The organism is Dictyobacter vulcani, from assembly GCF_008974265.1.
In the GTDB taxonomy this organism is placed as follows: domain Bacteria; phylum Chloroflexota; class Ktedonobacteria; order Ktedonobacterales; family Ktedonobacteraceae; genus Dictyobacter; species Dictyobacter vulcani.
In genome coordinates this window covers 658,757-685,683 of the sequence record NZ_BKZW01000001.1, presented here as the reverse complement: position 1 = coordinate 685,683, position 26,927 = coordinate 658,757, and the positions used below count along the sequence as shown (strand labels likewise).

The following is a 26,927-nucleotide window of genomic DNA, read 5'->3' as shown; positions in this document are numbered from 1 at the left end:
CCTCCGGTTACTATTGTGCGAAGAGCGCTGCCACGAAATTCTGCGGTTCGAATGGCATCAAATTCTCTACTTTTTCACCCGTACCAATAAATTTAATTGGCACACCTAAGTCGTCTGCGACCGCAAACGCAAAACCACCCTTGGCGGTGCTATCCAGTTTGGTAATGATTACTCCGGTCAAGCCAATATCCTCGGCGAATTTACGCGCCTGGAGCAGGGCATTTTGTCCTGTGGTGGCATCGATAACCATTAACAGTTCGTGTGGACCATCTGGAACGAATCGCTGAATAATTTTATTGATCTTCTTTAACTCTTCCATCAGGTTGAACTTGGTGTGTAAGCGACCGGCAGTATCAACGATCAAAACATCGCTACCGCGACTTTGAGCGGCTTGCAATGCATCGAAGACGACAGCTCCGGGATCAGAATTTGGTTTCTGACTGATGACAGGTACTTGTATACGGTTTCCCCACTCCTGCAGCTGATCAATAGCCGCCGCCCGGAACGTATCTCCCGCAGCCAGCATGACATCGTGTCCCTCATATTTGAGGCGGGCCGCCATTTTGGCGATGCTCGTTGTTTTGCCAGAGCCGTTAACACCGATCACGAGGATGACAGTGAGGGGAGATTGTTTGGAGAAGCGAAGAGCCGATGGTTTTCCCAGGAGTTGTGATAATTCTTCTCGCAGGGCCTGTTGTACCTGGCGTCCTGTCCGCATATTTTCATCGCTCGCGCGTTGGCGCAGGCGCTCAATGAGCCATAGCGTCGTGCTTGGTCCCACGTCAGCCCCCAACAATGACTCTTCCAACTCATCCCATAGGCTGTCAGTAATGATGTCGTTTTCCTGAACAGTGTTGCCCAGCCTGTTAAACATTTGACGGGTGCGATTCAGGAAGGTGAAACGCTGATCAAGCGCAGGTTGCTGTTCAGCAGCTTGTTCCTGAGGATTATCAGTCGTTTTTTGTTGTTTCGGGTCTTCCTGAGGTTTCTGCCCAAAGAATCGATTGAGCACGTCAGCATTGACTCCTTTTAATAATTTAAAAATGCTAAATGATTTTGTAAATACTCTATAACTTATACCGCATTTTTTCGTAAAAAGCCAAATAGAGGGTCCATAATCACCCTTTCAGGTCACCGCAGTGGCCTTCATTGTGATTACCCCTCTATGTGGAGAGAGGCAAAAGGAAGTTTTGATACGGCCGCCTTTTGCCTCCTTGTTACGCCAGCAAGCGATCAAAACCGCCTGTAGACGTCAAGTTTGGTGTCTGAAACACTCCTACTGTCGGCCGCTACGATAAGTATGGAGTGAACCATCACTAATTGGTTCGTTAATGATGATATCACCATTACGGATCTTGATGTTGTACAAGCAGGAGGGGTTGGTGCAAACCCATGCTTTGTACTCTATGGAAGCTCCCTGGCTACCGAAATCCGAAAGCGGAACCAGATCACCTTCACTACATTTGCGACACCGGGGAAATGCGTTTTCCACGAAATCGCCTCCTTCCTTCTCTCTGGAGGTAATATGCGCTTGTCGTTTTTGCTTAACAAGCGAGGCTTAGCGAGATAGTAAGCCGAGGGGGAGCCTCCGCCGCTGCATCCGCATCCCCACAGCAAGGTGTAACCCATGCCCTACCTATCATACCATAACTGACCTTCTATGTCAGTAGTTAAGTGAAGAATTGTTCATTTTTTCTAAGTAAAAAAGGGGTATTCTTCATCTTTCTGCTGCCAGCAGAAGTGATAGGAAGCAGAGTTCTTTGCTTCTTACCTTCAGCATAACAGGTGATACAACTCAAGTCAAGCATTCACATCTATAAAAATATAGCTGCTATGAGAGTTGTGTAAAATTACACAATTCTGGAAATATATTCATTTTTCTACTGTACAGCTTGCCTGCTTTCATTCTTGTTTGCATAGATAAACAAGAGACCTGAGCTGGCTTTTTTCCATTTGTTGAGCTGTTTTTCTGGCTACTCTGCCAGGAAAATCGCCTCTAGTGATTGCTGTTCATTTGCTTTGGCACGATTATTGCAAAAAGAAGAAGTGGGAATATGTTCTTCGAATATCCGTGAGGATGTGCAGCTTTTATTCAGGAGTTGGGTGTGAAGAAGGAGGCTGGATATGGCGTCAAAAACTGCCAGATCGGCTGGTCGTGTTGAGGTTACTTCAGTAGCGCTGGATCAAAAACGGAGCAAAGTAAAGGCCACAGAGGATACTATTACGGATGCTGAAAAAGAAGATTTTGAGCCTGCCTATGACGAAGATTTTTCTGTGGAGGAGGATCATGAAGAGCCGCCTGTACTCGTTGATGATGCAGTCAAGCAATATTTAAAAGAAATTGGTCACTATCCACTACTCTCCTCAGAACAAGAGATCATGCTGGCGGAGCGTGTAGGGCTGGGAGATGCGGGGGCCCGTCAACAACTCATCGAAGCGAATTTACGCCTGGTGGTGAGTATTGCCAAGCGCTATGTTAATCAAGGTTTACCGCTGCTTGATCTGATTCAAGAAGGAAATATTGGCTTGATGCGTGCTACGCAAAAGTTTGACTACCAGCGTGGTTTTCGTTTTAGCACCTATGCAACCTGGTGGATACGCCAGGCGATCAGTCGGGCCATCGCCGAGCATTCTCGCAGCATTCATATTCCAGTGCATGTTGTTGAACTTATTTATAAAATTAAGCGTGTGGCGCGTCGCATGTATCAGGATGAGGGAATTGAGCCATTGCCGGAGAATTCGGCTGAGGTGGGAGTGCCCCTGGAACGGGTTGTAGAACTTCTCAATATAGCAGAGCAGCCTGTTTCTTTAGATGCTCCTGTGGCTGATGACGAAGAATATCATCTGGCCGATACCATTGAGGATCCCAGGCCAGAAGGGGTGGTTGATCCTGTCGCCTATCAACTGTTGCGCGACCAGGTTGAGCAGGCACTGGCTATACTCAATCCACGAGAACGTATGATCATTGAGATGCGTTATGGTTTAAAGGATGGACATACCTTTTCCTTAGAGGAAGTCAGTACTGTTTTTCACCTGACACGAGAACGTATTCGACAGATTGAAGTCAAAGCCTTGCGTAAAATGCGCTATCCAGAACTTTTTGATGGAGTACGCATACCAGAATATATGGAACGAAAAGAGCCTTATTCATTTATTGGATAAGGCTCTTTATTTGAGAGTAGCTTGTCGTCCGCTGAGTTTATTCGAGGGCTGTGACTCCACCCGCTTTATCCTGTAAGTAAGCATGAATAAACGGGTCGACATCGCCGGCGAGGTATCCTTCAGTGTTGCCCATTTCAAAGTTTGTCCGATGATCTTTGACAATACTATAGGGATGGACCGTGACCGAACGAATCTGAGTACCGAAGTCGGCCTGGACGTGTTCACCTTTCAGGCGAGCTGTCTCTTCCTCGTGTTTCCTTTGCTCCAACTCAAAGAGCTTGGCCCGGAGTAATTTCATGGCCACCTCACGATTCTGGATTTGTGAGCGTTCATTCTGGCATGTGACCACAATACCGCTGGGTAAGTGACGCATCCGGACCGCTGAGTCGGTTTTGTTGACGTGCTGACCTCCAGCTCCGGTCGAGCGGTACGTATCCACCTCAATGTCTTCCGGTCGAATGTTAATCTCAATCGCATTCTCAACATCCGGAAGGACCTCGACTTTTGCGAAGGACGTATGACGACGGTGGGCTGCATCAAATGGCGAAAGGCGGATCAAGCGGTGGGTGCCTGCTTCTGAACGCAGATAGCCATAAGCATAGCGTCCCGTGATCTCGACCGTTGTACTTTTCAAGCCAGCTTCTTCACCTTCGCTATAATCATAGATTTCAGTTTTGAAGTGATGATGTTCAGCCCAGCGTAGATACATGCGCAGCAGTATCTCAGCCCAGTCCTGGGCATCAACGCCGCCGCTTCCCGCATGGATACTTACAATCGCATCGCGCTCATCATGTTCACCACTTAGCATCAAGGCAAACTGGAGTTTTTCGATCTGACCCTCTATAGGGAGAATGGATTGAGTCACCTCAGCCTGCATATCTTCATCTGGCTCCTCTTCCAGCAATTGAGCTAATCCGAGCAGGTCTTGAAGTTGTGTCGCAATACTTTCCCAGGTCGTGACCTCTTCACGCAACGCATTGAGTTGTTGCATGACCGTCTGCGCTTTACGATTATCCGACCAGAAGTCGGGATCCATACTTTCAGCTTCTAATGTCTTTATTTGTTCGGCTTTAGTCGCCAGGTCAAAGACGCACCATAGTTTTCTCGACGCGTCCCTGAAGGCGCTCGATTCGATTTGTCAATTCACTCATACTGAATATTTTAGCATGATTTCTAGTGCGTTGTATATCGGTTTTTGAGCTGCTTGCTAAAGTCACCTGTAACCAGACAGAAGTCATCACGTAAGGAAGATATTTGTTAAGAGCAGGCGGCCGTCTTCTTTGGATGAGATAGGATATTCAGTGATCAGTAACAGGCCTGCTTGATCAGGAAAGAGGTTGCTGTAGGATAACGTGCCAGTAAGATGGCCGCTGGTATCAGTCTGGAGTGTAGAGGAAGACTGCAGGGGGATCGCGGTCAGGGTATGATTAAAGAGCGTGGCGGTAACCTTTTCTGTCGTTGGAATAATCGTACCTTGCAACAATAGCGGTGAGGAGACTGGCGTGTTAAATTGTGTCTGGTCGAGCGAAATACCAGAGGATTGAGCGTTTGTGACCCACCAGAGACCTTTAGGATTATGTTGCACGAGGCGCTCAAGTGTCACTGCTACCGTCAGATGTGCATCCTTTTTCTCTAGTAACACATGGGCTTGCGTTGCGGTGGTATCTTTGAGGGTTCCGTGAATGCTGATGTTAGACCAATGAAAAAGATCTTGCGCCATTTGTTCAGCCGTTGTCAGTGGGTCAGTCCAGGGTAGTACCTGTCCATTATTGGCTTCATCCTGCAGGGCTTCAGCCTCACTGCGACTGGTAACCGGATAGAGTCCTGGGAAGGCAACCTGATGAAACGAGCCATTTTGCCAGGCATATTCTTGAAAAACGTTTTGCTGCAAGGGTAGCAACAATGTATCGCTATCGGCTGCCAGTGTCGTATCAATCTGGCCGACGCTTAGTGTATGAGCCTGTGTGATATCTATTGAACCTTTGATTAAAGCTTGTTGTTTGAAAAGCAAGGTTGGATTTGTTTTATCCTGCGATTGTGGACAACCATAGATATAGACATCCAATTTTTGTTGTGCACTCAGGTCTCCTACCTGGATTAAGGCTGCTGGCTGGCCGGCTGTTACATCATCGATAAACTGGACCGCTGACATGCGCTGTGTTCTGGCCTGGATTGCCACGAGTTGTGTATAGTCTGTTGCACGCAGCAAGGCAGAACAGTTGTGCAGAGACGCAGGTTGTCGGGAGGTTGTATGGTTTACCGCGATAAAGTGGGCTAAGGCCAGCAGGGCCAGAACAGACAGAACGATGATTAAGGCATGCGGCCGTGGTTTTTTATGGTGAGTGAGTAGAGACGGCGATTCCTGAAGCTCTGCTTGTGGCTCTTGTGGTGCCTTTGCCATATATCATGCCTATCCTTTCTCTTATCACTCCATCCCTTTTTTATTCTACGGGGTGGGTACTAATGATACGTTAAAGGATATCTATGATAGATTGCTGGCATAGCCCATGCTGGAAAATAGATTGTGTGCAGGCCTATCGGTGTTTTTCGTCTGAGAAAGCGACCCTGATTGGGCCGCTTTCCTGGCTTTCATCTTTTATTTAGCTTCAAAGTTGGGAAAACAACATCTTCTCCATTATAAGATTTCTACATAGCCTTCTGTTCCATTCACGCGAATTCGTTCCCCATCTTTTATCAGCTTGGTTGCACATCCCACGCCGACAACTGCTGGTAAGCCATATTCACGTGCGATAACGGCTCCATGGGTCATCAGTCCACCAACTTCGGTAACCAGACCTTTGATGGATACAAACAATGGTGTCCAGCTCGGATCAGTAAAAGGGGTGACTAATATATCTCCATCTTCCAGATCAGCCTCTTCCATGTTTAAGATGACTCGTGCTCGTCCCTCTATAATGCCGGAAGAAACAGCGAGACCGACAAGAGCTTCGGCCGGGAGATTTTCTCGTTTATACTTACCGGCAATGATTTCACCATCAGAAGTAATAACACGCGGAGGCGTGAGTTTTTCATAGAATGTGAACTCATCTTTTCGTGTGTTGATGAGCTGGTAATCCAGTGTCTGTGTGCGTACGACTTCGTGAAATTCTTCAAATGTCAGATAGTAGATATCTTCTTTTTCATGAAGAACCCTGGCTTGTACGAGTTGTTCGGCTTCTTTCAGTAGAGCCTGCTTATACACGAAGTAGCGACTAACAATGCCGTATTTGGGATATTCACGATAGCCAGCGAAATTCCGGACCAGACTAATCATTCTTTCTGTCTCGTTGGCTTTTTCTTCGCCATCCGGTAATTGCTTCAATCGATCCAATAACTCTTGTTCTTTTTTCCAGGCTTCCTGTCGCCCTTGCTCAAATTTCCGTTTGCTGGCATCAGGCTCAAAGTTTTTGATATGGCTGAGAATCATGGGCACAAGTATCGTTGGTTTTTCACTCCAACGGGTTTTCGTTATATCGATTTCACCGCTACAGCGCATGCCGTATTTGTTGAGATAGGCATAAATAGCGTCCTGGGTTTCCTTGCCACCATCGAACTTTACCAGTTCATCCAGAAAGTTATCATCTTTTGCATGTTGCAAAAAATCAATTACTTCTGGATAAGGACGAATCACATCTGCGACATCCAATAGCGCCAGACCCATTTCCGAAGTAATATTGTTGGGTACAGATAGAGAAAGCGTGTCTGCTACGTTTTTTTCACCCAACCATTCCATCATTTTTTCATTGAGCCATGATGAGGCATCCATCGCAGCCAGAATCACCCTCAAACTTTGTGGGTTAACTAAACTCGTCTTTAATTGCTGCATATGTTCCAGGATAAAATCAAAGACATCCGCTCCTGATTTCGTTTGAATATTATGTTTTAACTCTTCTATCGATGCTTGACTTCTATTGATCAAATTAGCAACGATGGTTGGATCGTTTTCGATTTGTGTACGAAAGCCCGCAGTCGATATAACTTTATTGCTTTTACCGGGATCCTGTTCTTTGTTATCATCCGGTAACAATTTTATAAAATCTTCTCGCTCTATGACAGTTGTGAGTGCGTCTTTGATGAGCGGATCGGATTGTCCCAGGGTATTTATTATCGTATTCCTGCTGTCAGGTGAAGCCAGTATAGGTGCGACATCAACAAACAACCTTCCACCGGCTGTAAACATGGGCCGGGCCGCCGTTAACTGCCATAAAGACAATCCCAGTGGTTTGATGGGATCAGTCATCATTTGTTGATGGCCGACAGATACGTAAACGTGATTTTCTTGATCGTTCACTTCAGGGATAGGGTATAACGTCGTGATTGGCCGACTCTGGACAATAGAAAATGTATCATCAACCAGACACCATTCGATGTCCTGGGGGCGACCAAAATGTTCTTCGATCTTTCTGCCTATGTGCTCAAGCTGTAAAATCTGCCCATCTGTCAGCGCTTGCCTATTCTGTCGTTCAGGCTCAATATCCTGTTCTTTCGTGCCACCATCTTTTAAGGCATAGATAGCCAGCTTCTTGGTGGATACCTTCTTATCGATAATTTTGCCGTTACGCACTTTATAGACATCAGCATTCACCAGCCCGGAGACCAGGGCTTCACCAAGTCCGAAGCTGGCATCAATGGATACCACCTTCCTATTCGAAGTGACGGGATCGGCAGTAAACAAAATTCCTGCCGTCTGTGGGAAAACCATTTTCTGAACCACCACAGACAGCTGGACTTTCCGGTGGTCGAAGCCGTTTTGAAGCCGGTACGTGACGGCCCTCTCGGCAAATAGCGATGCCCAGCACTTGCTGATATGCTTGAGGATGGCTTCCTTTCCGACAATGTTCAAATACGTATCCTGCTGGCCTGCAAAGGAGGCCGTTGGTAAATCCTCTGCAGTGGCGCTGGATCGTACGGCATAGGCATTTTTTTCATCAAACCTGGAGAGGAAGCGGGCGATCTCTTCATGAATGTCTTGAGGGATGGTTATCCCTTCGATAACTCTGCGAATTTTACCGCTCAATTCACCGATTTTATTCCGGTTTTCCACCTTGAGAAGCTCTAACTGATCAAGTAATTCGTTTATTGACGACGTTTCCTCAATGATTCTTTGAAAGGCTCCAGTAGAAATACAAAAGCCATCTGGTACATGTATTCCTTCAATCCTGGAGAGTTCCCCCAGGTTCGCGCCTTTCCCCCCAACAACCATGAGTTTTGTTTTGTCAATGTCCTGAAAACCAAGTACATATGAACTCATCCTTTTTCCTCCTGCTGGCAATTCCGTCTTTGATCATTGTGATGACATCCAGAGTAGCATCGCTTCCGCCTGAGTATAGAGGAAATAGCACCAAAAAAAATCGTCCAAAAAGGCAGTGTGCGAATAGACAAGAGGTGATACAATAAAAATGGAGACAAACGGGCTCGTTTTTGAGCTTTGGAAACCATTCATACCCAGAGGCCATGGATCGACTTAGCAAACTCTATCAGTTATCTGGTACGTCGTATCTTTTTGTCAGAAAAATACTGGCAGGCCTGTAGCCCAAAGGACCTGGAACGAGTCGCATATTATTTAAATTACTCGTTCCAGGTCCTTTTATTATAAACGGGCTAACGGATGAAGAGGTGACCAGTGATAAGTGTATGCAGCATCCAAACTGTAGTGAGAGGGTGCGTATTTTCTGGTATCAAGGCTTTATGGCCTCCAAAGAGTCCACTTTGAAGTGCAAACAGGACTACCGCTGTTAAAATGAAGATAAGGCCGCAGAGAACGAGAATGAGTCCAGTGGTACGTCCGCGAGCTGCTCTGGCTGCTTGCTCTGCTTGCTGTTGGTGATACTGATTTTGCGCCTGTGGCTGTGAATAACCCATATCCATTTGTTGTGGAGGCAGATTGGGATAGGACATGCCTGTCCCATATGATCCGCCACCATGGGTAGTGCCAGTGCCGGGATACATATTTTGTGGGGGATAATTGCCACCACTCTGAGTTGGATAATTGCCACCACTTTGTGGGGGATAACCTGGATACGAGCTACCCATTTGCTGTGCCGTATTTGGATTAGCTTGTTCCATCATACTGGTGGCTTCATAGTCAAGGGGAGCATTTGTACCATAGTCATTGATGTTCGTCTGCGCTCCGCTTGTACCTGGCCGTAAAATGAGTGGTTTTTGACCTGCTGGTGTTTGCGACGTTGGTGGATTACGATTTAGAAGCGACGGTGTAGCAACGGTCGCGTCATCAGCGTGAAAATCTCCTCCTGTACTGGTACTGGCACCTGTCTCTTCAATGGTGGCACCGCAGCGAGGACAACGTGTGCTTCCAGGGGCCAACTGTAGACCACACTGACCGCAGAAAATCATTATATGTTGCTCCTTATATGCCTACATTTTCCAACATTATAACCTAAGGCATGGTTCAAATCAATGTGACACTTTGAACACTCACGCAACCTGGGCGGGATACCCTAAAACAGTTAACCAATTCATTGCGGGTATGCTTGCATCAGTTCGTTGTAATGGCGAGAGACCTTCATGCAATCCTCGTGGCGCAATGCGATGGTTGTGCCACACCGCTAGCAGGGCGAGCATCCCTGCTGAAAGCGTGCGATGAACCGCTAGATGTGGGCGGACAATGCTGTGCCAGTTTTCTACTGCACTACTTGCTCGTACTGCGGTCTCCCAGGCATGAAACAAGGGCTCCGCCACCGCTCGCCAGGCTGGTTCAATACTTTGGAGCAATTCCTGGGTGCTCGGACCAAGAATCTTGCGGCGCTGCCATGCCCATGCTAACAGCGATATCGCGTGTGGACCCAGTTGCTCACATGCTTGATGTTGTCTCTCATCCAGACTTCGGGCGAAGAGCAACAGTGATGGCAAGGCCAAGCTCAAATGTCTGGTGAGCAAACGCAGGTGCGTCTGCATCTTTTCTGGCGCCTGAACTGCCAGCTCTTCCAGCAAACACACAATCGTTTCTATTTCGGCCATCCGATCCTGGCTGGTGAGGATCCCCATGTGTGCGTTAGCACTGAGCACGACGATCTCCAGGAGACGCTTGAGTTCTTGTGAGAGATAGCTCACCCCTTCGGCAATGCTGCGGACCTGTGCAATGTAGCGCACGTGTCCATCCACATCGGCGCTTGGTCTGCGTCCAATCACTTTTTTGCCGTCCGCCACACGCTGCGCTTGGCGTTGGATGATCGTCAAGCGATCTTCTGCTTTTTTGACACAGTGCTCCAGTCGTCCTTGAACTTGAGCAGCCAGATGCAAGATATGCCAGACATCACGCTGGTGGCTCGGCAAGCTTTGGACCTGCTTCAAGGCCTCATGGATGGCCATGCCGCCATCACTGACGGTACATGACGCGTGAATGCCTTGCTCCTGCAATTGCCACCAGAGCAAGATCCAGCTTTCTCCATCCACTTTGACGGGTGGGATACTGGCCCACACATGACCACTGTGGACATCAATCACATTGAGATAGGCTTTGCCTCGCTGACTACTGTACTGTTCATCTAAGGCCAGCGCACGTGGCATGTCCGCTCGTTGCTGGCTCATCCACCTCTGAGCGCGTTGACCCGCTTCTTTGACCAGACTGGCGATGGTTCCCAAACTGATCTGGATGCCATGCACGTCTTTGAGCATGGACTGGATCCCTCGATAGCTCGCGTGCGTTTCCAGCAACAGAGTTAGCACCAGGCTGGAAATCGACTGAGATGGCTTCTGGGGCTGGCTCATCTTGCCAAACGCTGCTTCCAAGGCGTCCCGTCCAATATGCGCCCACCGATACAAGGTCTGACGAGAGACGTGATGGGTGCGGCTCAACTCGCTCACCAGGCCGTGAGTAGGCTCAGTCATCATCTGACTCACCATATTGACGCGTGCCTCAACCGTGCTACAATGGATCATGTATCCTCCCTGAAAGTGGTGCTTTTTTTGATAATATTCACCGTATCTCTCAGGGATTCTTTATGTCAACTTTCTCGCCAATTGTCACAGTGCTTCACGCTCATCTTGAACCATGCCTAAGAAAGGTAGCCAGGCAACGAAACGCCACCTTATTGCTGCTGGATAATGGCTGTCGTTTTGAAGTGGAGTTTTGCTACTTTGCGCAGTTCTTCTTCACCCTTGTTCTGAACAATCAGGCGCCCCCGGTTGATGATCTCTGGATTGGATGCTCCTTTGGGCAGATCGACACCCACATCCTTAGAGAGCCGTCCTAGCTGTCGCACGAATTCGGCGCGTGCTATGATGGAAGCGGCTGCCACGGCGGTGTCCTCTTCGGCCCGATAGCGCTGCTCAAGTTGCAGCACACAGCCAGTTTTTTCTAAGGCTCGGCGTACCAGCGCTTCATCACCAAATTGATCAACGATTGCTCGCTGACAGGTTGTTTGCCTGGCTACCACGGCGATGACTTCGGCATGGGCCAGGGCAAGAAGTTGATTCAGGTTGGATACCTGCTGGTAACGCTGATTATAGGCTTCTGGTAGATAACATAACAGATGGTAAGGGCACAGCCGGCGGATCTCTCCAGCGATGGTCAGCATATTTTTGTCAGTCAATTTTTTGCTATCACGTACTCCTAATTGCAGGAGTTGTTGTTCACTCGTGTGATCTACATAGACGGCGGCAACCACAAGAGGACCATAAAAATCGCCTTTGCCCGATTCATCAGAGCCAATGCGTGCCTGTCCGGTTGCCTGTGGCAAGATCGCTTTTTTGATCGTAGCTGGGTTAGATGGTGTGGGCGGAACCTTTTCGGATATGCTTGATGTTACTTCTGCCTGTAGAGGAGGTTGATCCCATACTTTTAACGCGGTTTGCAGCGTGCTAGCTTTTCCCTGTACCAGGGTCTTGCCGGTCGCATATAAAGCGACCGGCACGCTGGATTGACCATCGGTAATAGTTAATTGATGGCCATATGCAATCTCTTTTTCATTGGTAATAGTCCAACCTTGCCGGGCAACGAATTGCCGAAAGCGTTGGACCTGAGCTGAAAGTTTATCCCCTGCCACAAATAGAGCCCTCATGTTTCTTTAGATTGTATCGTTGACGCTATTGTAACAAATGTGTCTGCAAAAACTCCAGTGTGGCCTCTATGATCTCTTCTGTACGTGCATCCGCGTCCATAATATCAAAGGCATGCTGACCTGATGGATGATTCATGATTGTCAGTGCAACATTTTGAGCCAGGGCCTCACCAATGAAAAGATCCAGCGCTGCATTCAACTCGGGATAGTCGAGGCCAGCGCGTGCAATGAATAAAGGTGCACTATCACGAGTCCGACGTAAGAGTAGATCTCTACCAGAAAATTCGTCGAAATCCTCTTCTGTAAATTCGGGAATGGTTGTATCCAGTGTCGCATCTACTTTGCCATACAAACCCTGGTAGTATGCCTTCAGTTCGACAAAGCTATAGTAGCATACAATAGCGCGTATAAATGCAGGCGTTTCATGGAAAGCGGCGCGCAAAGCAAACGGTGTACCAGCCGAGCATGTCCAGATGCCCAGTCTATTCGCGTTGATGTGGAGTCTTTTATGATGCTCGCGGATATAGGTGATAAGATCATCGACATCATTGGAGACACCCACGACATTGGTTAAAACCTCGGTGGAGCGATGGTTGGCCACAACTGCAATCAGACCCGAGGCGGCGATTAACTTACCCCAGGAAGTATATTGGTCGTCATCCTTAATGTTTTTGAGAAAATCTTTTGGACCATCGCCATGGATCAGAATGACTGCTGGTAAAAGCGCCTGTTTCTGATAATTGGCAGGATAATAGACGTCCAGTTTAAGATGCACGTCCTCGACTGTCTTGTATGTCTGGTTGGCTTGAATTACAGCCTGTTCCATACCCGGAATTGTATAAACGACAGGATGCGGCCGGGACGCCTCTATGTCTTGTTCTTCGGCAGGATACTGTTGTGTCATAACTCTCCTCATTGTTAATAGAACATTTGTACCATTGTTGAAATTGTACCACATAGAACCATATTGTGACACTCCTGTCCCCTCAAGGGAGACAGACTTCTCAGCATCGTCCGGGCGGTAGCCTGTCCCCGAAGGGACCACGTCTACAACGTGTGGGTGAGGCTCGGACTCACTGAGACAACAGATCTCGTTATGAGACCAGGGGCATGTCTGCCCTCCTACTACTTTTCCTGCTTTTGGCAGGACGTAGATACGTAAACGAACGAGGAAAGTTTACTTGTTCACCAAAGGTGATTTTATGCATATTGATCGAACCAACAAGGTCGCGGTGTCCAGAGAACCCGCATGCTTTGCAGATCCATTGCCTGTTTCTCGGCTTATGTTTATGCCCACATACCGGACACTGGCTGCTTGTTCCTCGTTCGGAGCCAGTGAAGCACTCAATGTGAGCCTGGTTGGCTTTGTGGGTCAGGTAGTCGATATCTTTGCCGTATTCCCACAAGCTCATACGCTGGTTGTGGTGACGTCCATTGTTCTTGTTTCGGACACCGTGGGGGTTGCCAATAAAAAGGGTGCCAACGTGCTGCTTCACACAGAAGTCGATCACGTGGCGGGTGGCTTGATGCCGCTGGTCACGAATGCGGCGCTCGGCTCGTCGCGATTGCTTGTTTTTGGCCCGTTGTAACTTCTTCCAACGACGAGAGTGTTTGGTGCATCGAGCTTGTTTCTTGCTGATCGTGCGCAAAGCTTTGGTGCGCCCTCGTTTGAGTGAGCGGATGCCACGTCCAGTGACGATGATCGCCTCACTGGTGTTGGTGGTGACCGTCGCAAGGTGGATCTCGCCAAGATCGACCGTGGCGTGGACCTTCCCTGGAGCTTCTTCGGTTTGTGGAACCTCGACGCTGACATGGAGTTCGTAGCCATCGTTCCACACCAGCGTCACCGACCGACTGTGTTCAGGCAGTTCGACTGGCAGCACCAACGAATCGCGTCCACGTCCCATTGGTAACACGACGCGCTTGCCTTCTTTGGTCACAGCTTGCGCAGGCCAGGAGACGGGGTAGAATCGCTTTTCTTTGTAGGGATAGCGCATCCGCATTTCCGGATGCGACTGGCGAAGTTGCCGGGTGGTCTCCACATTGGCAAGAAAAGCATGCGTGACCATCTGAACCGACTGACTATGCAGGGCAAAGCGTCCTTTGGTGGCTTTCTGCAAGGCATCCCGTCCGGGCCACTTCGTATGCTGCATGCGTGCTTGCAAGTGGAGGGAAACACATGCATTCCAGACCAACGCCGCTTCTTGTTGTGCAGAACGCAAGCGGTGGTAGTGCGTTGCGGGCAGATGATTCAGGTGGTGGATTTTGACGGTGTTCATGTGCTAGAGTATATCATATATGACAAATAGTGTGCAAGTTGGTAAAACAAGATATTCCGACTCCTCGATTGCTTACCATCTGATATGGATGCCCAGGTATCGGCGGCGTTTTCTCACCGGTGAGGTGCAGATGGAAACGAAACGGTTGATTGTCGAGTATTGCGAAAAGCAGGGCATGCGGGTCGCTTTCATCCCTCCCCCTGAAACGGGGAGGGACTTCCCGCTCCCATGTTAAAACGCTTACTTCTTAAGTACGCCTGCTGGCTTAGAATGTGTCTGATCACCATGAGTTCCAGGATCTGTCCCGTTGCGCTTTCGCACCTGCGGCGCGAACAAATTGGTTTTGTTGTGGTGTAAAATGATGCGCATCGCGCATCATTTTACACCACAACAAAAAAGAAGTATGGGCACTTTAGTGCCCGAGTGCGGCTAAACACGAGGCTTGCGATAAGCATGAGGTTCAGACACACTCTTATATGTGGGCCTGCAGCTAAGATAGCCCTGTTGTGCATTTGCTTGCCAAAACCATTTGACGCATGCTATTCTCGTACATATGATCTAGTAGTAATTTGACCCGTTTGTACGAGGAGGCAGGTTGCAATGGTGCAGGAGGGGGAGAACGGAACTCCACAGCGGAGTGTCTTGTTGCGCCGTGCGTTTGAGCTGTTAGAGACCCTGGGGAAACCCGCGACTGAAGATCTATTGATCCAGCAATTATTTGGGGCACATGGCAATAAATCATTGTGGACAGTGCTGTTGCGGAAGACATTACGCGGTTCCGAGCTTTTTGAAGAACAGGGAGATGTGGCGGCTGGAGAAGAAGTATGCTGGTCGTTGAAAATATGGCGTAGCACCCAGCAGGAACTGCAATCAATCAATTTTGTTGTTATAGATACCGAGACAACTGGACTACGGCCTGGAGCGGATCGCGTGATTGAAGTCGCTGCGGTACGCGTTGGCCATGGACAGATACTGGACTCGTTTCAGCGCTTGATCAATCCTCGGCGTCGCATTCCACCATTTATTGAGCGTTTTACCGGCATTACCCAGGCCATGGTTAATGAGGCACCCACAGCATCACAGGTCTTGCCTGATCTGCTGGATTTTATTGATGGCGCTCCTCTGGTAGGACATAATCTGGGTTTTGATCTGAATTTTCTCGCGTATGAAGCCCAACTTTTAGGTTTATCTTTTCCTATCGACGGGCTGGATACCATTCCACTTGCCCGCCGTTTTTTACCCGCATTAAAGCGGTTTAAATTGGATATGGTGGCTGCGCATCTGAATATTCGGACGCATAATCGCCACCGTGCTTTTGGTGATGCCGAGGTTACGGCCGAAGTTTTTCTGCGCATCCTGGCTCTGGCTCAGCAAGAAGGCATTTCTAATCTGGGATATCTACGCCGTCGCTTACAATTGCCGGTCGCCTGGAGCGGTGATATCACCCAGATCAATCCTAAAAAAGACAGCACACAGTGGCGTGCCGATGGAAGCTTATCGGCCAGCGCCGCCGCCAGTGCTCGCCCGAATGGTGGATTATTTCTTAATCCAGTCTGGAAGCGCTCATTTCCCACCAGACCAGGCGTCTATCTTATGCGGGATGCGAACAATCAGGTGATCTATGTTGGCAAAGCCAAATGCCTGAAAGATCGTCTTTCATCCTACTATAGCCAGCCACTTGGCTATACCCGCAAAATGGATGGCTTGCTGCAAAGCGTCAAGGAGATCGAGACCCGGGTATTGGGTTCGGAATTGGAAGCCTTGCTGGTGGAGTCTCGTTTAATTAAAGAGTTGCAACCAGTCTATAATGTGCAATTGCGTAATTACGAGCTGTATCCGTTTATTAAGATTGATATCCAGCATACCTTCCCACGCGTCTATGCTACCCGCGAGGTGGCGGCTGATGGCGCACGCTATTTTGGTCCTTTTCGCAGTCGGCGCATGGTTGACCTGACCATTGAACTATTGCAAAAGATTTTTCCACTACGTACCTGTACCCGTAGTTTACCGCCAGTGGCTAAACCAAGCGATCCCTGTTTACGTTTCCATCTTGGGCGTTGTGCTGCTCCCTGTCAGGGGAATAGCGATATCGAAGCATATCAGCAGGTTATTCAAGAGGTCTGTGCTTTCCTGGGTGGTGAGAGCGAAGATCTGCTGGCGCGTCTACGGCGTCAGATGCTTGATGCCTCACAGCAATTGAATTTTGAGCGCGCCGCCTGGCTACGGGATGCCATTCGTAGTACGGATGAAGTTTTGATCGGACAGCGTCTGATCACCGGCGCCGTAGAGTCAAATAATCTGTTGATCGTTTATCCTTCCGCGCAGGAAAATTATAATGAAATTTTCCTGGTACGCCATGGCCGCTTGATTGAGCAGCATTGTGTCTTACATCAGGCTAACGAAACGCAAATGGCACTGATGGCTTTACTCAAGCGGGCTGCTAAACTGGGAGAGGCTCCCAGTGTGGTTGGTAAAGCTGAGGTTGATCAGATTAATATTATCAGTCGTTGGATCCATCATCATAGTGATGATCGAGCTTTTTTTCCATTGCAGTCAGCGCTGGTAAGTGAGGTTGAGATGGCTGCCCTGGCTCAGCATATCTGGTCAGAAGTAGATCTGGCGCATACAGTGCCTGTAGAAAAAACGAACGAAGAAACAGAATTTCTGGTAGTGGGGGCTACTCCAGGGGAATATGATGCGCTATAATAAGCCATAATTAATGGCTGGGATTGTTAGTCAGACCCACAAGGAATGAATATCCCCTTTCGAAACCTTCACACTTGCAGCAAAACGCAGTGTGTAGTCATGCGAGCTATAAAGTCATAGTGTCACGACGAGGAGCTATATTTTCATGTTACTGTCAGATAAACGTATTGTGGAAGAGATGAAAAACGGCAATATTGTTATTGAGCCGTTTAATGAGCGTCACCTGGGGCCAAACTCTTATGACTGCCGTCTTGGTGAGTGGTATTTTCAGGGAAATGCCAATGTTGAAGTAATGCATCTGGATATTCCTGATGAGATTCGCGGCTATTGGGGTGAGCCACGGCAGGCTAAAGATGGTAAGATTGCGATTCGTCCCGGCACTACAATTCTGGCCCATACGCAAGAGATTATTGGTGGTCATAACGGTTATCTGGCAAAGATGTACTCACGGAGTACGGTCGCTCGCTCCGGTCTCTCGGTCTGTCGTTGTGCTGGTGTTGGTGATGTTGGTTATATCAGTCGCTGGACCATGGAGATCAGCAACCACACCCAGACCACCATCTGGGTTCCCGTTGGATTCCGTATCTGTCAGTTAACCTTTGAATATGTGGGTGAGACCTTGAAAGAGTACCATGGAAAATATGGCAAACGGGATCAGCAGTGGTCACCAGAAGACATGCTGCCTAAACCATATTTTGACTGGGACTATGATATCTATCGCACTGATCGTAATCGCTAGGAGCATACTGTACACTATTGATAAGCAATCGTAGACATTGCTGGATAGCGGTTTGCATAGCCATAGCATTTCAACGCTTTGACCTGGATGTGTCTGACTAAAACCATCCAGCTTATCAGGCTACTTTTGCTTACATGGTGGCAATGCTGTTTCCTGATCAGGAAGGTAACTTTGAGCATGGGACGAGGCTACTTTATCTCATTTGAAGGTCTGGATGGGGCAGGTAAGACCACACAGATGGAAATGCTTGAGCGCTGGCTTGAACAGCAAGGGCTCGCGTATGTACGGACGCGAGAGCCGGGGGGAACTCCTCTGGGCTCTGAAATTCGTCACCTGCTCTTTCAACGGCCAGACCTGACCATTACGCCACTGGCCGAGGCATTCTTGTTCCAGGCAGATCGTGCCCAGCATTTTGAGACCCTGATCTTGCCCGCTCTGGCAGAAGGCAAAGTGGTGGTTTCTGACCGCTGCTTTGACTCCAGTATTGCCTATCAAGGAGCTGCACAGGGAGTGGGTACTGAATTGGTGGCGCAGCTTTCCCGGATCGCTACACAGGGACATACTCCCGATCTGACAATCTTTTTAGATCTGGCCCCGACCCTGGTTCAGGCGCGTACCAGTCTATCTGCTGGCAAGCGTGAGGAGCAGAGCCGGTTTGATCGAGCATCAGAACACTTTCATCGCAAACTGCGGCAGGCGTTTTTAACATTGGCCCAGGCCTCGCCGCAACGTATCAAAGTCATTGATGCCGCCCAGACTCCCGAACAAGTCCATCAAAACATTATCGCGTTGGTTGAACCGCTTTTCAAAGCATAAAAGAGTGTCAAATATCCAGAAAACCAGTACACACTGCTGAGTTTTCTGGATAGCCACAAATTTGCAGCATTCTGATGAGTCGGATCGTATTACCCATAGAGAAACGGTTGCAGAAATCCTTGCCTGTAAAAGGTTGTGGCCTTTTCTCCTGGAATTATTCGAGCGAGAAAGATGAACAACTATGGGCCAAATCAACTGGCAGCAGAGGCGCGATATTCTTATATCCATCATCTGTATGGGAATTATCGCGTGGACTCTGTGGAACCTGGTTAATCAGTTTATTGAAGCAGTCTTTCTGCTTCTACTATCCATGGCAATTGCGTTTCTCATTACTCCTGTGTCAAACTTTTTAGAGCGCCAGGGGTTGCCGCGTGTGGTCGCAACCATTATTGCGTATGTATTTGTGCTTGTCTTACTAGGTCTCTTCTCTTATATTCTTGTTGCTTCGTTTGTCAATCAAGTGACGGGATTTTCCGACACTGTGGTCAATTTTACGAAAAACATACCAGACCGCTATAGTTCATTTATCAAATTTTTGCGTGAGCAGGCTGGTATTCCACAGACACGTATTGATCAAACACTGGCTCAATTAAACTCCCAGGTGACCGGTTTTGCCAATGCTGCTGTCACGAACACGATCAATATCATCTTCATTCTGACGACTACTTTTTTAAATTTTCTCATTGTTTTGATGGTAAGTTTTTATCTGACGCTGGATGGAAAACGTATTCGCGATAGTATCGTGAGTATTATGCCAAAGCGCTCGCTGTCAACGACATTATTGTTTGAAGATGCTTTGACCCGTGTGGTCGGTAACTATATTCGAGGTCAATTGACACTGGCCTTGATTGTTGGTGTTGCAGTAGCTGTTGTCTGTTGGGCAACCGGATTAGGTCAATTTGCGGTGATCTTTGGTGTGCTTGGTTTCCTGTTTGAGACGATCCCAATGCTCGGACCTGGTCTGGCCTCAATCTCACCAATTATCGCATCTTTATTGCTGCCTAATCCTTTTCCACGTACGCTGATTGTGATTGGCTGTTTTATTGTCATCCAACTTTTTGAAAGCAACATCCTGGGACCGCGCATTGTAGGGCATGCTGTTGGTTTACATCCCGTTGTCTCGATCATGTCCCTGTTAGTCTTTGCGCGTTTGTTTGGGTCATCGTATGGAGCGTTTGGTGGGGCAGTGGGTGCCCTCGTCGCAACTCCGATTGTAGCTGCTGCCTGGGTCGTGGTCGCCAGTTTATATCGCTCGGCCCGTGGTGAGACGGCCGATCAGATGCTGGCACGGAAGCGTGCTCCCTGGGTGCTTAAGCGCCCCTCGCCAGCATCGTCCAGATCAAGATCGCAACCGCCGGGCTCCATTTCTGGCAAGCTACTGAGAAAAAGTGCTATACCACGTTCGGTGAATCGTAATAATGTCATCTCAGTATCTTCACCTGAAACTGCGCAAGCCGACCAGACTGGTGAAGAGACGCGCAAGACGAGTGAACAGAATGCGGAACCAGTAGCTGATCCCCAGGAAAGTCAGGTTACAGTAGACCAACGTCACTCAACCTCGGAAGATAGAAAATAGAAAAAAAGCTCGATTTTAGTGAGGGAAGGCATCGCGCTCTTCCCTCTTTTTTACTCACCTCATTCCTCTCTCGACGTAAAAAATACCACTGCACTTGCTGTTTTCTTGCAATCCCCTTATAATTTTTTAATACAATACTCATCTTTAATTGAGATCCTATGCTTCTATTGTTTGATGAAAATATATGTATGTGGAGGTCTCTCTATTTTGTCGGGCTTTTTTGAGCTGAAAATAGTTATAAGATAACGATAGGAAAAATCAAACAATGCAGACAGACAAAGCTACACGTACAGCAGCTTTTCCCTGGTTTGTGGCAGCGCTTGTACTTGGTATCCTCTTATTAAGCTATACAGCCGTCTATGCAACTGGCATCTTGAGTCATTCCACCCTGGAGATTGAGCGGGGGCTGCTCTGGCGTCCGATTACGCGTTTTGATTGTTCAGTCTACGAATGGCGCCGGCTGGGAGAGGCGCCAGTGACACTGTTCATGCTGGTCCTGCTTGGGGGTATCTGTATTCGAGCAGGCCATCGCAAGCGAGTGCTCCTTTTTTTCTTACTTCTTCTGGGCGTAAGTTTAGGACTGGAGGTGGGTGGAAAAGCGCTATTTAATCAATATATGCCCTATTCGCTGCGCTCAGGGATGACCGTTTTAACCTGTCCACAGATGGCCGGTCAACCTCTTTCAGTCCAGGTTGCGGCTGGTGTTGGTTTATTGGGGCAAGTGCCTGATCCTCCACATAAACAGGTCAGCTGGGCACGGGATGTGGCTCAGATGCCGATTGGTTATACAAAATTGGAAGATAGTGAAAACAGCTTTCCTGGTGGTCATGCCACGCGCTGGTGTCTGAGTGGACTGCTTCTGGCCTGGATCACCCGGCGCTACTTACGACCACGCTGGCTGGCACTTCCACTGGCATTGCTCTTCGCCCTTGGCTCACTGTTGGGTGGATTTATGCAGTTTTATATTGGTGTCCACTTTATTACCGATACGATTTCTGGCTACTTGCTAGGTAGCGCTCTGGCCTGCTGTGGCATCGGCATTTTAATCCTTTATGATACCAAACGAGTCAGTCGCAAGGCACCCGTATTTCCTGGTATGGATGCAACGATCGGCCTGCCACCAACACCTACAAACTTTTCGAACTCGTTTCGGTCATAAATAAGTGTTGATCGATGGCCGGTTTGCGCTCAGTTGTTTGCCGGCCATGCGTGTGGGGCGAAAAACTTATAATACCTCGAGTCGCTTTTTGCGCTGGCGGGCCTCACGGTAATCGGGCTCAATTTCCAGTGCTTTATTGACCGCCGCCAGGGCCGCCTCTTTATGGCCCAGAATACCCTCAACCCAGGCCTTGCCATCCCAGGCGGCAACATAGAGGTCATCCAGTTGTAGGGCCTGATCAAAGTCCACCAGCGCTTCTTGATAATGGGCCAGCATCGCCTGACAGGTCCCCTGTGCATACCAGGCTTCCGCGTTGCTACTGTCAAGCGTGACCGCTCGTTGTGCCGCTTTAAGCGCTTCTACATAGCGGATAGAGTTCGAGAGTTGCTGGCTATAGTCCAACCAGAACTGTGCTTGCTTTTTTTGCGCTTCAGATATCTCCATCGTTACTTTCCTTTAAGCCGTTTTGTTGTTGCTGCCAGGCCACGAGTGCCGCTTGATACGCTTCCCAGGTATCAACATCGTGTTGTGCCAGCGCATCACCGAGTTCAACGCTCTCAATCTCATCTGGATGATGAGCGATCACGCTGCGACCGCCTTCATCTCCAGTTACAGTTGACAGTTCTGCGAACAGACTGGCATCAAAGAGAACTGGATTGCCGCGCTTGCCATGATAACATGGAGCCACGATGCGTTTTCCTGTCTGTTGCCTGGTTGCTATCAGTGTATCAAGTAAACGTGCACTGATAAAGGGTTGATCGCCAAGCAGCACAATCGCACCCGTGTAATGTAGCGCATTATTGTGCGTCCGAATAGCCTGGATTCCCGTGTGTAAGGAGGTGCTCATACCCTGTGTATAGGCGGGATTTTCCTGAAGAGAAATTTTGTTATTATCACTGTAGTTATGCAAAGCTGCCGTGATTTGTGGTGATTGATGTCCAGTTATGACAAAGACATGCGCTACTTGTGATTGGAGCGTGGCATCCAGGACATAGGCAAGGACAGGTTTTTCGCCCAGTGGCAATAGTAGTTTGTGATAGCCATGAGCCATGCGGCTTGAACTGCCAGCGGCCAGAATGATCGCGGCAATAGCATCTCTTTTTGACATCTGACTCTCTTTCTTTGAGTGGATGAATGAAGCGGCGTTGTGGCTCTCGCTCAACTAGAATAATACCAGCGTACTGGCACAAAGAAGATTGTACTCAATGATATAATAACTGCTAACTGTGAAAAAGCAATCGTGAACGCCGCTCACTCGCGGCTAGCTCTGCTCACACGATTGAACGGCTAACTGTGAAAAAGCAATCGTGAACGCCGCTCACTCGCGGCTAGCTCCGCTCACACGATTGAACGGCTAACTGTGAAAAAGCAATCGTGAACGCCGCTCACTCGCGGCTAGCTCTGCTCACACGATTGAACGGCTAACTGTGAAAAAGCAATCGTGAACGCCGCTCACTCGCGGCTAGCTCCGCTCACACGATTGAACGGCTAACTGTGAAAAAGCAATCGTGAACGCCGCTCACTCGCGGCTAGCTCCGCTCACACGATTGAACGGCTAACTGTGAAAAAGCAATCGTGGACGCCGCTTACTTATACAATTGAATGAGCATGCTACTGGACTTCTTGGGATTGCGACTGTGCGAAGTGTATATTGTTGACTGCACACATTCAGGAGTTATAGATGTTAGATACCTCTCACATAGATGATAAAAGCGTTGTGGCCTTGGACGCTGAGACGCAAGCCAAATATGAGCATCTGCAAGCAATTTTGCGCGCAATGGGTTCAGTCTTGATTGCCTATTCTGGTGGCGTTGATAGCGCACTTCTGCTGAAAGTTGCTCATGATGTCCTGGGTGATCGTGCCTTAGGTGCCATTGCTTCTTCGCCTGCGTATGCTTCAGAGGAGACTGAGGAAGCCATTGCGGTTGCTCGGCAGTTGCAGTTACCATTGGTAACGCTGGAGACGCATGAGTTAGAGAACGCTATGTCAAAAACGATGTCAATCGTTGCTATTTTTGTAAGACAGAGCTGTTCACCCATCTTGAGCCACTGGCGAAAGAGCACCAGTTAGAGCATATTGCTTATGGTGTGAACACCGATGATGATGGTGATTTTCGTCCGGGACAGAGAGCGGCGCGCGAGTTTCAGGTACGTGGACCTTTGAAAGAGGCAGGCATGGGTAAGAAAGAGATCCGTGCTATCGCTCGTCTGCTCGGGATGCCTGTCTGGGATAAGCCTGCCATGGCTTGCTTCTCCTCGCGCATACCTTATGGCAGTAAAGTTGATGTTGCCTCGCTGCAAATGGTCTATAGGGCTGAGAAACTATTGCACGAATTGGGTTTTAAGCAGTTGCGTGTGCGTCATCATGATAAAATTGCACGTATCGAGGTAGAGCGTTCTGAGATTCCGCGATTAGTCGAAGAAGAGATGAGCCGTACTGTTACCAGTGGCTTGCGCAAAATTGGCTACACCTACGTTACCGTTGACCTGCTTGGCTATCGAACTGGTAGTATGAATGAATCATTCTTCAAGAAAAAGAAGCAGGCCGAAGCGCAATAACGTGTATATCAGGATCGGTACGTGTAAGCAGGGCGGTATCAGACAAACCTGCTTACAGGCGGCCTGTGATATAATTTTACTGAGAGATGTCAGGATCCCTTATTGCGATAGTAATGCTGTTTTTTACCGTACAGCGCATTATCTTGCCGCATGTTTTTTAGCCATAAAAGAGGTTAATGCATTTTAGCTTATTGATAGGATAACAGGAAAAAGTCACATGTCAGAGCGCACTATCTATTTTGATCATGCAGCCACGACCGCGCTAGATGCGCGTGTGCTGGAGGCAATGTTGCCTTATTTAACAACCGAATATGGCAATGCCAGCAGCATTTATACCATTGGACGCCATGCCATGCAGGCTATTGACCATTCGCGTGAACAGGTAGCAGAACTGCTGCATGCTCGTCCTTCTGAAATTGCCTTCGTTGGCTGTGGCACCGAAAGTGATAATCTGGCGATCAAAGGTATGGCCTTTGCCTCACAAAAAAAAGGCAAACATATTATTACCACGCCGATTGAGCACCATGCCGTCCTGTATACCTGTCAATATTTAGAGCGTTTTGGCTTTGACACGACCTATCTGCCAGTTGATGAATATGGCATGGTCAATCCAGAGGATGTGGAGCGATCGATTACCGATCAGACTGTGCTGGTCTCGGTTATGTATGCTAATAACGAGGTAGGAACGATCGAGCCAATTGCGGAGATTGGACGTATCTGCCGAGCGCGTAAAATTCCATTTCATGTCGATGCCGTCCAGGCTGGCGGTGCTTTACCTATCGATGTATTAGAGCTTAAAGCCGATATGCTTTCACTCTCCTCCCATAAGTTTTATGGTCCTAAAGGGCTGGGGATTCTGTATGTACGTCAGGGAATGCGTATCCTGCCGCAGCTGCAGGGAGGCTCGCAGGAACGTGGGCGTCGGGCAGGTACTGAGAATGTCGCTAATATTGTTGGGGCCGCCAGTGCCTTGAAACTGGCGTATGAAGAGATGCCCGAGGTGACGCCTCGTGTCCAGGCCTTACGCGATCGCTTGATTGCAGGCGTCTTACAGATTCCCCGTAGCCGTCTCACCGGCCATCCTACTGAGCGTCTCCCAAATAGTGCCAGCTTTGCCTTTGAAGGTGTAGAAGGCGAGTCTATCCTGTTAAACCTGGACCTGCTGGGTGTGGCGGCCTCAACTGGCTCTGCCTGTACATCTGGCTCGGTGGATCCATCGCATGTGCTGGTTGCCATGGGCTTTCCTTCTGGATGGTCGCATGGGAGCCTGCGCTTTACGTTAGGTAAGCATAATACCGAAGAAGAAGTCGAGACTGTGCTTGGCGCTTTACCAGGTATTATCGAACGCTTGCGTGGGCTTGGTATTTAGTTTTAGGTGGGAGTTTGGATCCTCAAAGTTACAGGCGTTGTCTATCCAAATTCCCTGATTTTTCCATTCATTTCCCTTTTTATATCTGTATATCAGCTCCGAACTCTTCTGCTGTAATTGTCATGCGCTTCTTTGCTGGCAGTCTTTATCGATTTTTCATAGTGTATGAGTTGATCTGGCAAATTTATTGTTTCTTTGAGCGGGTTTATGTTACCATGGAAAGAGGAGGTTAAGGGTGGTGGAGGTGAAAATCCTTGCTCGTGAATCCCTTGCCAGGACTTGTTGTTTGTAGATCGAATATTTCAAGGCTCTTATGCAAAAAAGAAGGGTAATAGATTACTTATGGATACACTCAAGAGGGATGTTTTGTCACAACGTGTGCAGCAGGTAAAACCATCTGGTATTCGTAAATTTTTTGATATCATTAATACGATGCCGAATGTTATTTCGTTGGGTGTGGGTGAGCCAGACTTTGTGACCCCTGAGCATATCCGTCAGGCTGGTATCGAATCCATTCGGCAGGGACGCACGCGCTATACTTCAAACTCGGGTACCGTAGAATTGCGTGAAGCGATCGCTGCTCACTTTCAGCGACTTTATGGACTGACCTATGATCCTCTTTCTCAAATCCTCGTGACTGTTGGGGTCAGTGAAGGTGTAGATCTGGCGATGCGTACGATTATCGATCCAGGTGATGAGGTTATTTCTCCCGATCCTGGTTACGTTGCATACGAAGCTGATATTATCTTTGCTGGTGGCGTGCCCGTGCCTGTGCCAACATATGCTAAATATGATTTTGCTGTACGCGCGGCCGAGATTGAAGCCGCTATCACGCCACGTACTAAAATGATCCTGCTCGGCAATCCCAACAATCCTACTGGAGCGGTCATTCCCCGTGAAGAACTAGAAGCGATTGCGAAACTGGCGATTGAGCACGATTTAATCGTGGCTAGTGATGAAGTGTATAGCCGACTTGTCTATGGTACCGAGCATGTGAGTATTGCTTCCTTGCCTCAGATGCAGGAGCGCACGATTATCCTGGATGGTTTTTCCAAAGCCTATGCGATGACTGGCTGGCGCGTCGGGTATGTGCTGGCACCAGCGCATATATTGGGTGCGATGCTTAAAGTTCATCAATATGCTATTATGTGCGCCGGTACGGCGCCACAGGAAGCGGCCCTTCAGGCGTTGCTCCATGGTGAAGCCGATGTGCAGAGGATGCATGATGATTATGCTCGACGTGGCCGGATGTTTGTTGATGGCCTGAATAAGATTGGTCTGGTGTGTAGTGAGCCTCGTGGCGCTTTTTATGCCTTCCCGTATATTGGTAATACTGGCATGAGCGATGAAGAGTTTGCGGAGAAACTCCTATTTGAAGAAGAGGTGGCTCTGGTACCAGGAAGCTCGTTTGGAGCCGCTGGAAAGAACTATGTGCGCGCCACATATTGTACCGCGTATGATAAGTTAGAAGAAGCTCTAATACGCATTGAACGCTTTGTGAAGAAGCACGCTTAAAAAACTGTCATAGGAGATAGGCAACAC

The 26,927-nt window shown here is 48.5% G+C and carries 22 protein-coding genes; 11 read left to right on the top strand and 11 right to left on the bottom strand.

Features of this window, described 5'->3' with window-relative positions; translation table 11 throughout:
• Positions 1-10: 10 nt before the first annotated feature.
• On the bottom strand, positions 11-1,012 hold the full coding sequence (gene ftsY, locus KDW_RS02835) for a signal recognition particle-docking protein FtsY (protein WP_151754560.1): 1,002 nt from the start codon (positions 1,010-1,012) through the stop codon (positions 11-13).
• A gap of 1,112 nt (positions 1,013-2,124) precedes the next feature.
• Between ftsY and KDW_RS02825 the strand changes: the two genes are divergently transcribed.
• Entirely contained in the window at positions 2,125-3,162 is a 1,038-nt protein-coding gene (locus KDW_RS02825) for a sigma-70 family RNA polymerase sigma factor (RefSeq protein WP_151754559.1), read from the top strand.
• 37 nt (positions 3,163-3,199) lie between these two features.
• Here KDW_RS02825 and prfB read toward each other — a convergent pair.
• The 8 genes from prfB to KDW_RS02785 form a co-directional block, all read right to left on the bottom strand.
• Positions 3,200-4,313, bottom strand: a protein-coding gene (gene prfB / locus KDW_RS02820) for a peptide chain release factor 2 (protein WP_151754558.1) whose coding sequence is annotated in 2 segments (ribosomal slippage) — positions 3,200-4,246 and positions 4,248-4,313 — 1,113 coding nt in all. Because the reading frame shifts where the segments join, the coding sequence is not laid out codon by codon here.
• An 86-nt stretch (positions 4,314-4,399) separates the two neighbouring features.
• Positions 4,400-5,563 carry a hypothetical protein gene (locus tag KDW_RS02815; RefSeq protein WP_151754557.1) on the bottom strand — a complete coding sequence of 388 codons (1,164 nt, stop codon included), beginning with the start codon at positions 5,561-5,563 and terminating at the stop codon, positions 4,400-4,402.
• 234 nt (positions 5,564-5,797) lie between these two features.
• Complete coding sequence (gene ppsA, locus KDW_RS02810) at positions 5,798-8,413, bottom strand: phosphoenolpyruvate synthase (protein ID WP_151754556.1); 2,616 nt, start codon at positions 8,411-8,413, stop codon at positions 5,798-5,800.
• A gap of 350 nt (positions 8,414-8,763) precedes the next feature.
• Entirely contained in the window at positions 8,764-9,516 is a 753-nt protein-coding gene (locus KDW_RS02805) for a zinc ribbon domain-containing protein (protein WP_151754555.1), read from the bottom strand.
• Positions 9,517-9,597: 81 nt separating this feature from the next.
• Positions 9,598-11,061: a hypothetical protein gene (locus tag KDW_RS02800; protein WP_151754554.1), complete on the bottom strand. Its 1,464-nt coding sequence runs from the start codon at positions 11,059-11,061 to the stop codon at positions 9,598-9,600.
• A gap of 149 nt (positions 11,062-11,210) precedes the next feature.
• Positions 11,211-12,167, bottom strand: a complete 957-nt coding sequence (gene rnhC, locus KDW_RS02795; RefSeq protein ID WP_198925178.1) for a ribonuclease HIII — start codon at positions 12,165-12,167, stop codon at positions 11,211-11,213.
• A gap of 40 nt (positions 12,168-12,207) precedes the next feature.
• Positions 12,208-13,086, bottom strand: a complete 879-nt coding sequence (locus KDW_RS02790; RefSeq protein ID WP_151754552.1) for an alpha/beta hydrolase family protein — start codon at positions 13,084-13,086, stop codon at positions 12,208-12,210.
• A 190-nt stretch (positions 13,087-13,276) separates the two neighbouring features.
• Positions 13,277-14,461 carry an RNA-guided endonuclease InsQ/TnpB family protein gene (locus KDW_RS02785; protein ID WP_151754551.1) on the bottom strand — a complete coding sequence of 395 codons (1,185 nt, stop codon included), beginning with the start codon at positions 14,459-14,461 and terminating at the stop codon, positions 13,277-13,279.
• 19 nt (positions 14,462-14,480) lie between these two features.
• Here KDW_RS02785 and KDW_RS35730 point away from each other — a divergent pair, with 19 nt between their 5' ends.
• The 6 genes from KDW_RS35730 (at position 14,481) to KDW_RS02755 (ending at position 21,457) form a co-directional block, all read left to right on the top strand.
• Positions 14,481-14,696 (top strand): transposase, encoded by a 216-nt coding sequence (locus KDW_RS35730; protein ID WP_151754550.1) that lies wholly within the window; start codon positions 14,481-14,483, stop codon positions 14,694-14,696.
• 365 nt (positions 14,697-15,061) lie between these two features.
• Positions 15,062-17,167, top strand: a complete 2,106-nt coding sequence (locus tag KDW_RS02775) for an exonuclease domain-containing protein (RefSeq protein ID WP_151754549.1) — start codon at positions 15,062-15,064, stop codon at positions 17,165-17,167.
• A gap of 145 nt (positions 17,168-17,312) precedes the next feature.
• Positions 17,313-17,906, top strand: coding sequence for a dCTP deaminase (dcd, locus tag KDW_RS02770; RefSeq protein ID WP_151754548.1), 594 nt, complete (start codon positions 17,313-17,315; stop codon positions 17,904-17,906).
• Between the two features lie 177 nt (positions 17,907-18,083).
• Positions 18,084-18,722, top strand: coding sequence for a dTMP kinase (tmk, locus tag KDW_RS02765; protein WP_151757280.1), 639 nt, complete (start codon positions 18,084-18,086; stop codon positions 18,720-18,722).
• A 181-nt stretch (positions 18,723-18,903) separates the two neighbouring features.
• The gene (locus tag KDW_RS02760) at positions 18,904-20,298 is read left to right on the top strand and encodes an AI-2E family transporter (RefSeq protein ID WP_151754547.1); all 1,395 of its coding nucleotides are present in this window, start codon (positions 18,904-18,906) and stop codon (positions 20,296-20,298) included.
• A gap of 265 nt (positions 20,299-20,563) precedes the next feature.
• The gene (locus tag KDW_RS02755) at positions 20,564-21,457 is read left to right on the top strand and encodes a phosphatase PAP2 family protein (protein ID WP_151754546.1); all 894 of its coding nucleotides are present in this window, start codon (positions 20,564-20,566) and stop codon (positions 21,455-21,457) included.
• A 66-nt stretch (positions 21,458-21,523) separates the two neighbouring features.
• On the opposite strand, the gene KDW_RS02750 is transcribed toward KDW_RS02755, so the two are convergent.
• Positions 21,524-21,901 carry a tetratricopeptide repeat protein gene (locus KDW_RS02750; RefSeq protein WP_151754545.1) on the bottom strand — a complete coding sequence of 126 codons (378 nt, stop codon included), beginning with the start codon at positions 21,899-21,901 and terminating at the stop codon, positions 21,524-21,526.
• Complete coding sequence (locus KDW_RS02745; protein WP_151754544.1) at positions 21,888-22,565, bottom strand: nucleotidyltransferase family protein; 678 nt, start codon at positions 22,563-22,565, stop codon at positions 21,888-21,890. The genes KDW_RS02750 and KDW_RS02745 overlap by 14 nt, the downstream gene beginning before the upstream one ends.
• A 573-nt stretch (positions 22,566-23,138) precedes the next feature.
• Here KDW_RS02745 and KDW_RS32605 point away from each other — a divergent pair.
• From KDW_RS32605 to KDW_RS02730, 4 genes are all read left to right on the top strand, one after another.
• Positions 23,139-23,528 carry an adenine nucleotide alpha-hydrolase family protein gene (locus KDW_RS32605; protein ID WP_198925176.1) on the top strand — a complete coding sequence of 130 codons (390 nt, stop codon included), beginning with the start codon at positions 23,139-23,141 and terminating at the stop codon, positions 23,526-23,528.
• Positions 23,486-24,016: an ATP-dependent sacrificial sulfur transferase LarE gene (gene larE, locus KDW_RS02740; RefSeq protein ID WP_233097757.1), complete on the top strand. Its 531-nt coding sequence runs from the start codon at positions 23,486-23,488 to the stop codon at positions 24,014-24,016. The genes KDW_RS32605 and larE overlap by 43 nt, the downstream gene beginning before the upstream one ends.
• A 217-nt stretch (positions 24,017-24,233) precedes the next feature.
• The gene (gene nifS, locus KDW_RS02735) at positions 24,234-25,385 is read left to right on the top strand and encodes a cysteine desulfurase NifS (protein ID WP_151754543.1); all 1,152 of its coding nucleotides are present in this window, start codon (positions 24,234-24,236) and stop codon (positions 25,383-25,385) included.
• Positions 25,386-25,727: 342 nt separating this feature from the next.
• The gene (locus tag KDW_RS02730; RefSeq protein ID WP_151754542.1) at positions 25,728-26,900 is read left to right on the top strand and encodes an aminotransferase class I/II-fold pyridoxal phosphate-dependent enzyme; all 1,173 of its coding nucleotides are present in this window, start codon (positions 25,728-25,730) and stop codon (positions 26,898-26,900) included.
• Positions 26,901-26,927 lie beyond the last annotated feature (27 nt).

What these genes read in the sequence shown, in the direction of transcription:
- KDW_RS02730 (WP_151754542.1), top strand. Translation starts at nt 25,728, where the DNA reads ATGGATACACTCAAGAGGGATGTTTTGTCACAACGTGTGCAGCAGGTA.
- KDW_RS32605 (WP_198925176.1), top strand. Translation starts at nt 23,139, where the DNA reads ATGTTAGATACCTCTCACATAGATGATAAAAGCGTTGTGGCCTTGGAC.
- KDW_RS02755 (WP_151754546.1), top strand. Translation starts at nt 20,564, where the DNA reads ATGCAGACAGACAAAGCTACACGTACAGCAGCTTTTCCCTGGTTTGTG.
- ppsA (WP_151754556.1), bottom strand. Translation starts at nt 8,413, where the DNA reads ATGAGTTCATATGTACTTGGTTTTCAGGACATTGACAAAACAAAACTC.
- nifS (WP_151754543.1), top strand. Translation starts at nt 24,234, where the DNA reads ATGTCAGAGCGCACTATCTATTTTGATCATGCAGCCACGACCGCGCTA.
- tmk (WP_151757280.1), top strand. Translation starts at nt 18,084, where the DNA reads ATGGGACGAGGCTACTTTATCTCATTTGAAGGTCTGGATGGGGCAGGT.
- KDW_RS02745 (WP_151754544.1), bottom strand. Translation starts at nt 22,565, where the DNA reads ATGTCAAAAAGAGATGCTATTGCCGCGATCATTCTGGCCGCTGGCAGT.
- KDW_RS02790 (WP_151754552.1), bottom strand. Translation starts at nt 13,086, where the DNA reads ATGACACAACAGTATCCTGCCGAAGAACAAGACATAGAGGCGTCCCGG.
- KDW_RS02760 (WP_151754547.1), top strand. Translation starts at nt 18,904, where the DNA reads ATGGGCCAAATCAACTGGCAGCAGAGGCGCGATATTCTTATATCCATC.
- KDW_RS02800 (WP_151754554.1), bottom strand. Translation starts at nt 11,061, where the DNA reads ATGATCCATTGTAGCACGGTTGAGGCACGCGTCAATATGGTGAGTCAG.
- KDW_RS02750 (WP_151754545.1), bottom strand. Translation starts at nt 21,901, where the DNA reads ATGGAGATATCTGAAGCGCAAAAAAAGCAAGCACAGTTCTGGTTGGAC.
- KDW_RS02805 (WP_151754555.1), bottom strand. Translation starts at nt 9,516, where the DNA reads ATGATTTTCTGCGGTCAGTGTGGTCTACAGTTGGCCCCTGGAAGCACA.
- KDW_RS35730 (WP_151754550.1), top strand. Translation starts at nt 14,481, where the DNA reads ATGACAAATAGTGTGCAAGTTGGTAAAACAAGATATTCCGACTCCTCG.
- KDW_RS02775 (WP_151754549.1), top strand. Translation starts at nt 15,062, where the DNA reads ATGGTGCAGGAGGGGGAGAACGGAACTCCACAGCGGAGTGTCTTGTTG.
- KDW_RS02785 (WP_151754551.1), bottom strand. Translation starts at nt 14,461, where the DNA reads ATGAACACCGTCAAAATCCACCACCTGAATCATCTGCCCGCAACGCAC.
- KDW_RS02815 (WP_151754557.1), bottom strand. Translation starts at nt 5,563, where the DNA reads ATGGCAAAGGCACCACAAGAGCCACAAGCAGAGCTTCAGGAATCGCCG.
- KDW_RS02825 (WP_151754559.1), top strand. Translation starts at nt 2,125, where the DNA reads ATGGCGTCAAAAACTGCCAGATCGGCTGGTCGTGTTGAGGTTACTTCA.
- dcd (WP_151754548.1), top strand. Translation starts at nt 17,313, where the DNA reads ATGTTACTGTCAGATAAACGTATTGTGGAAGAGATGAAAAACGGCAAT.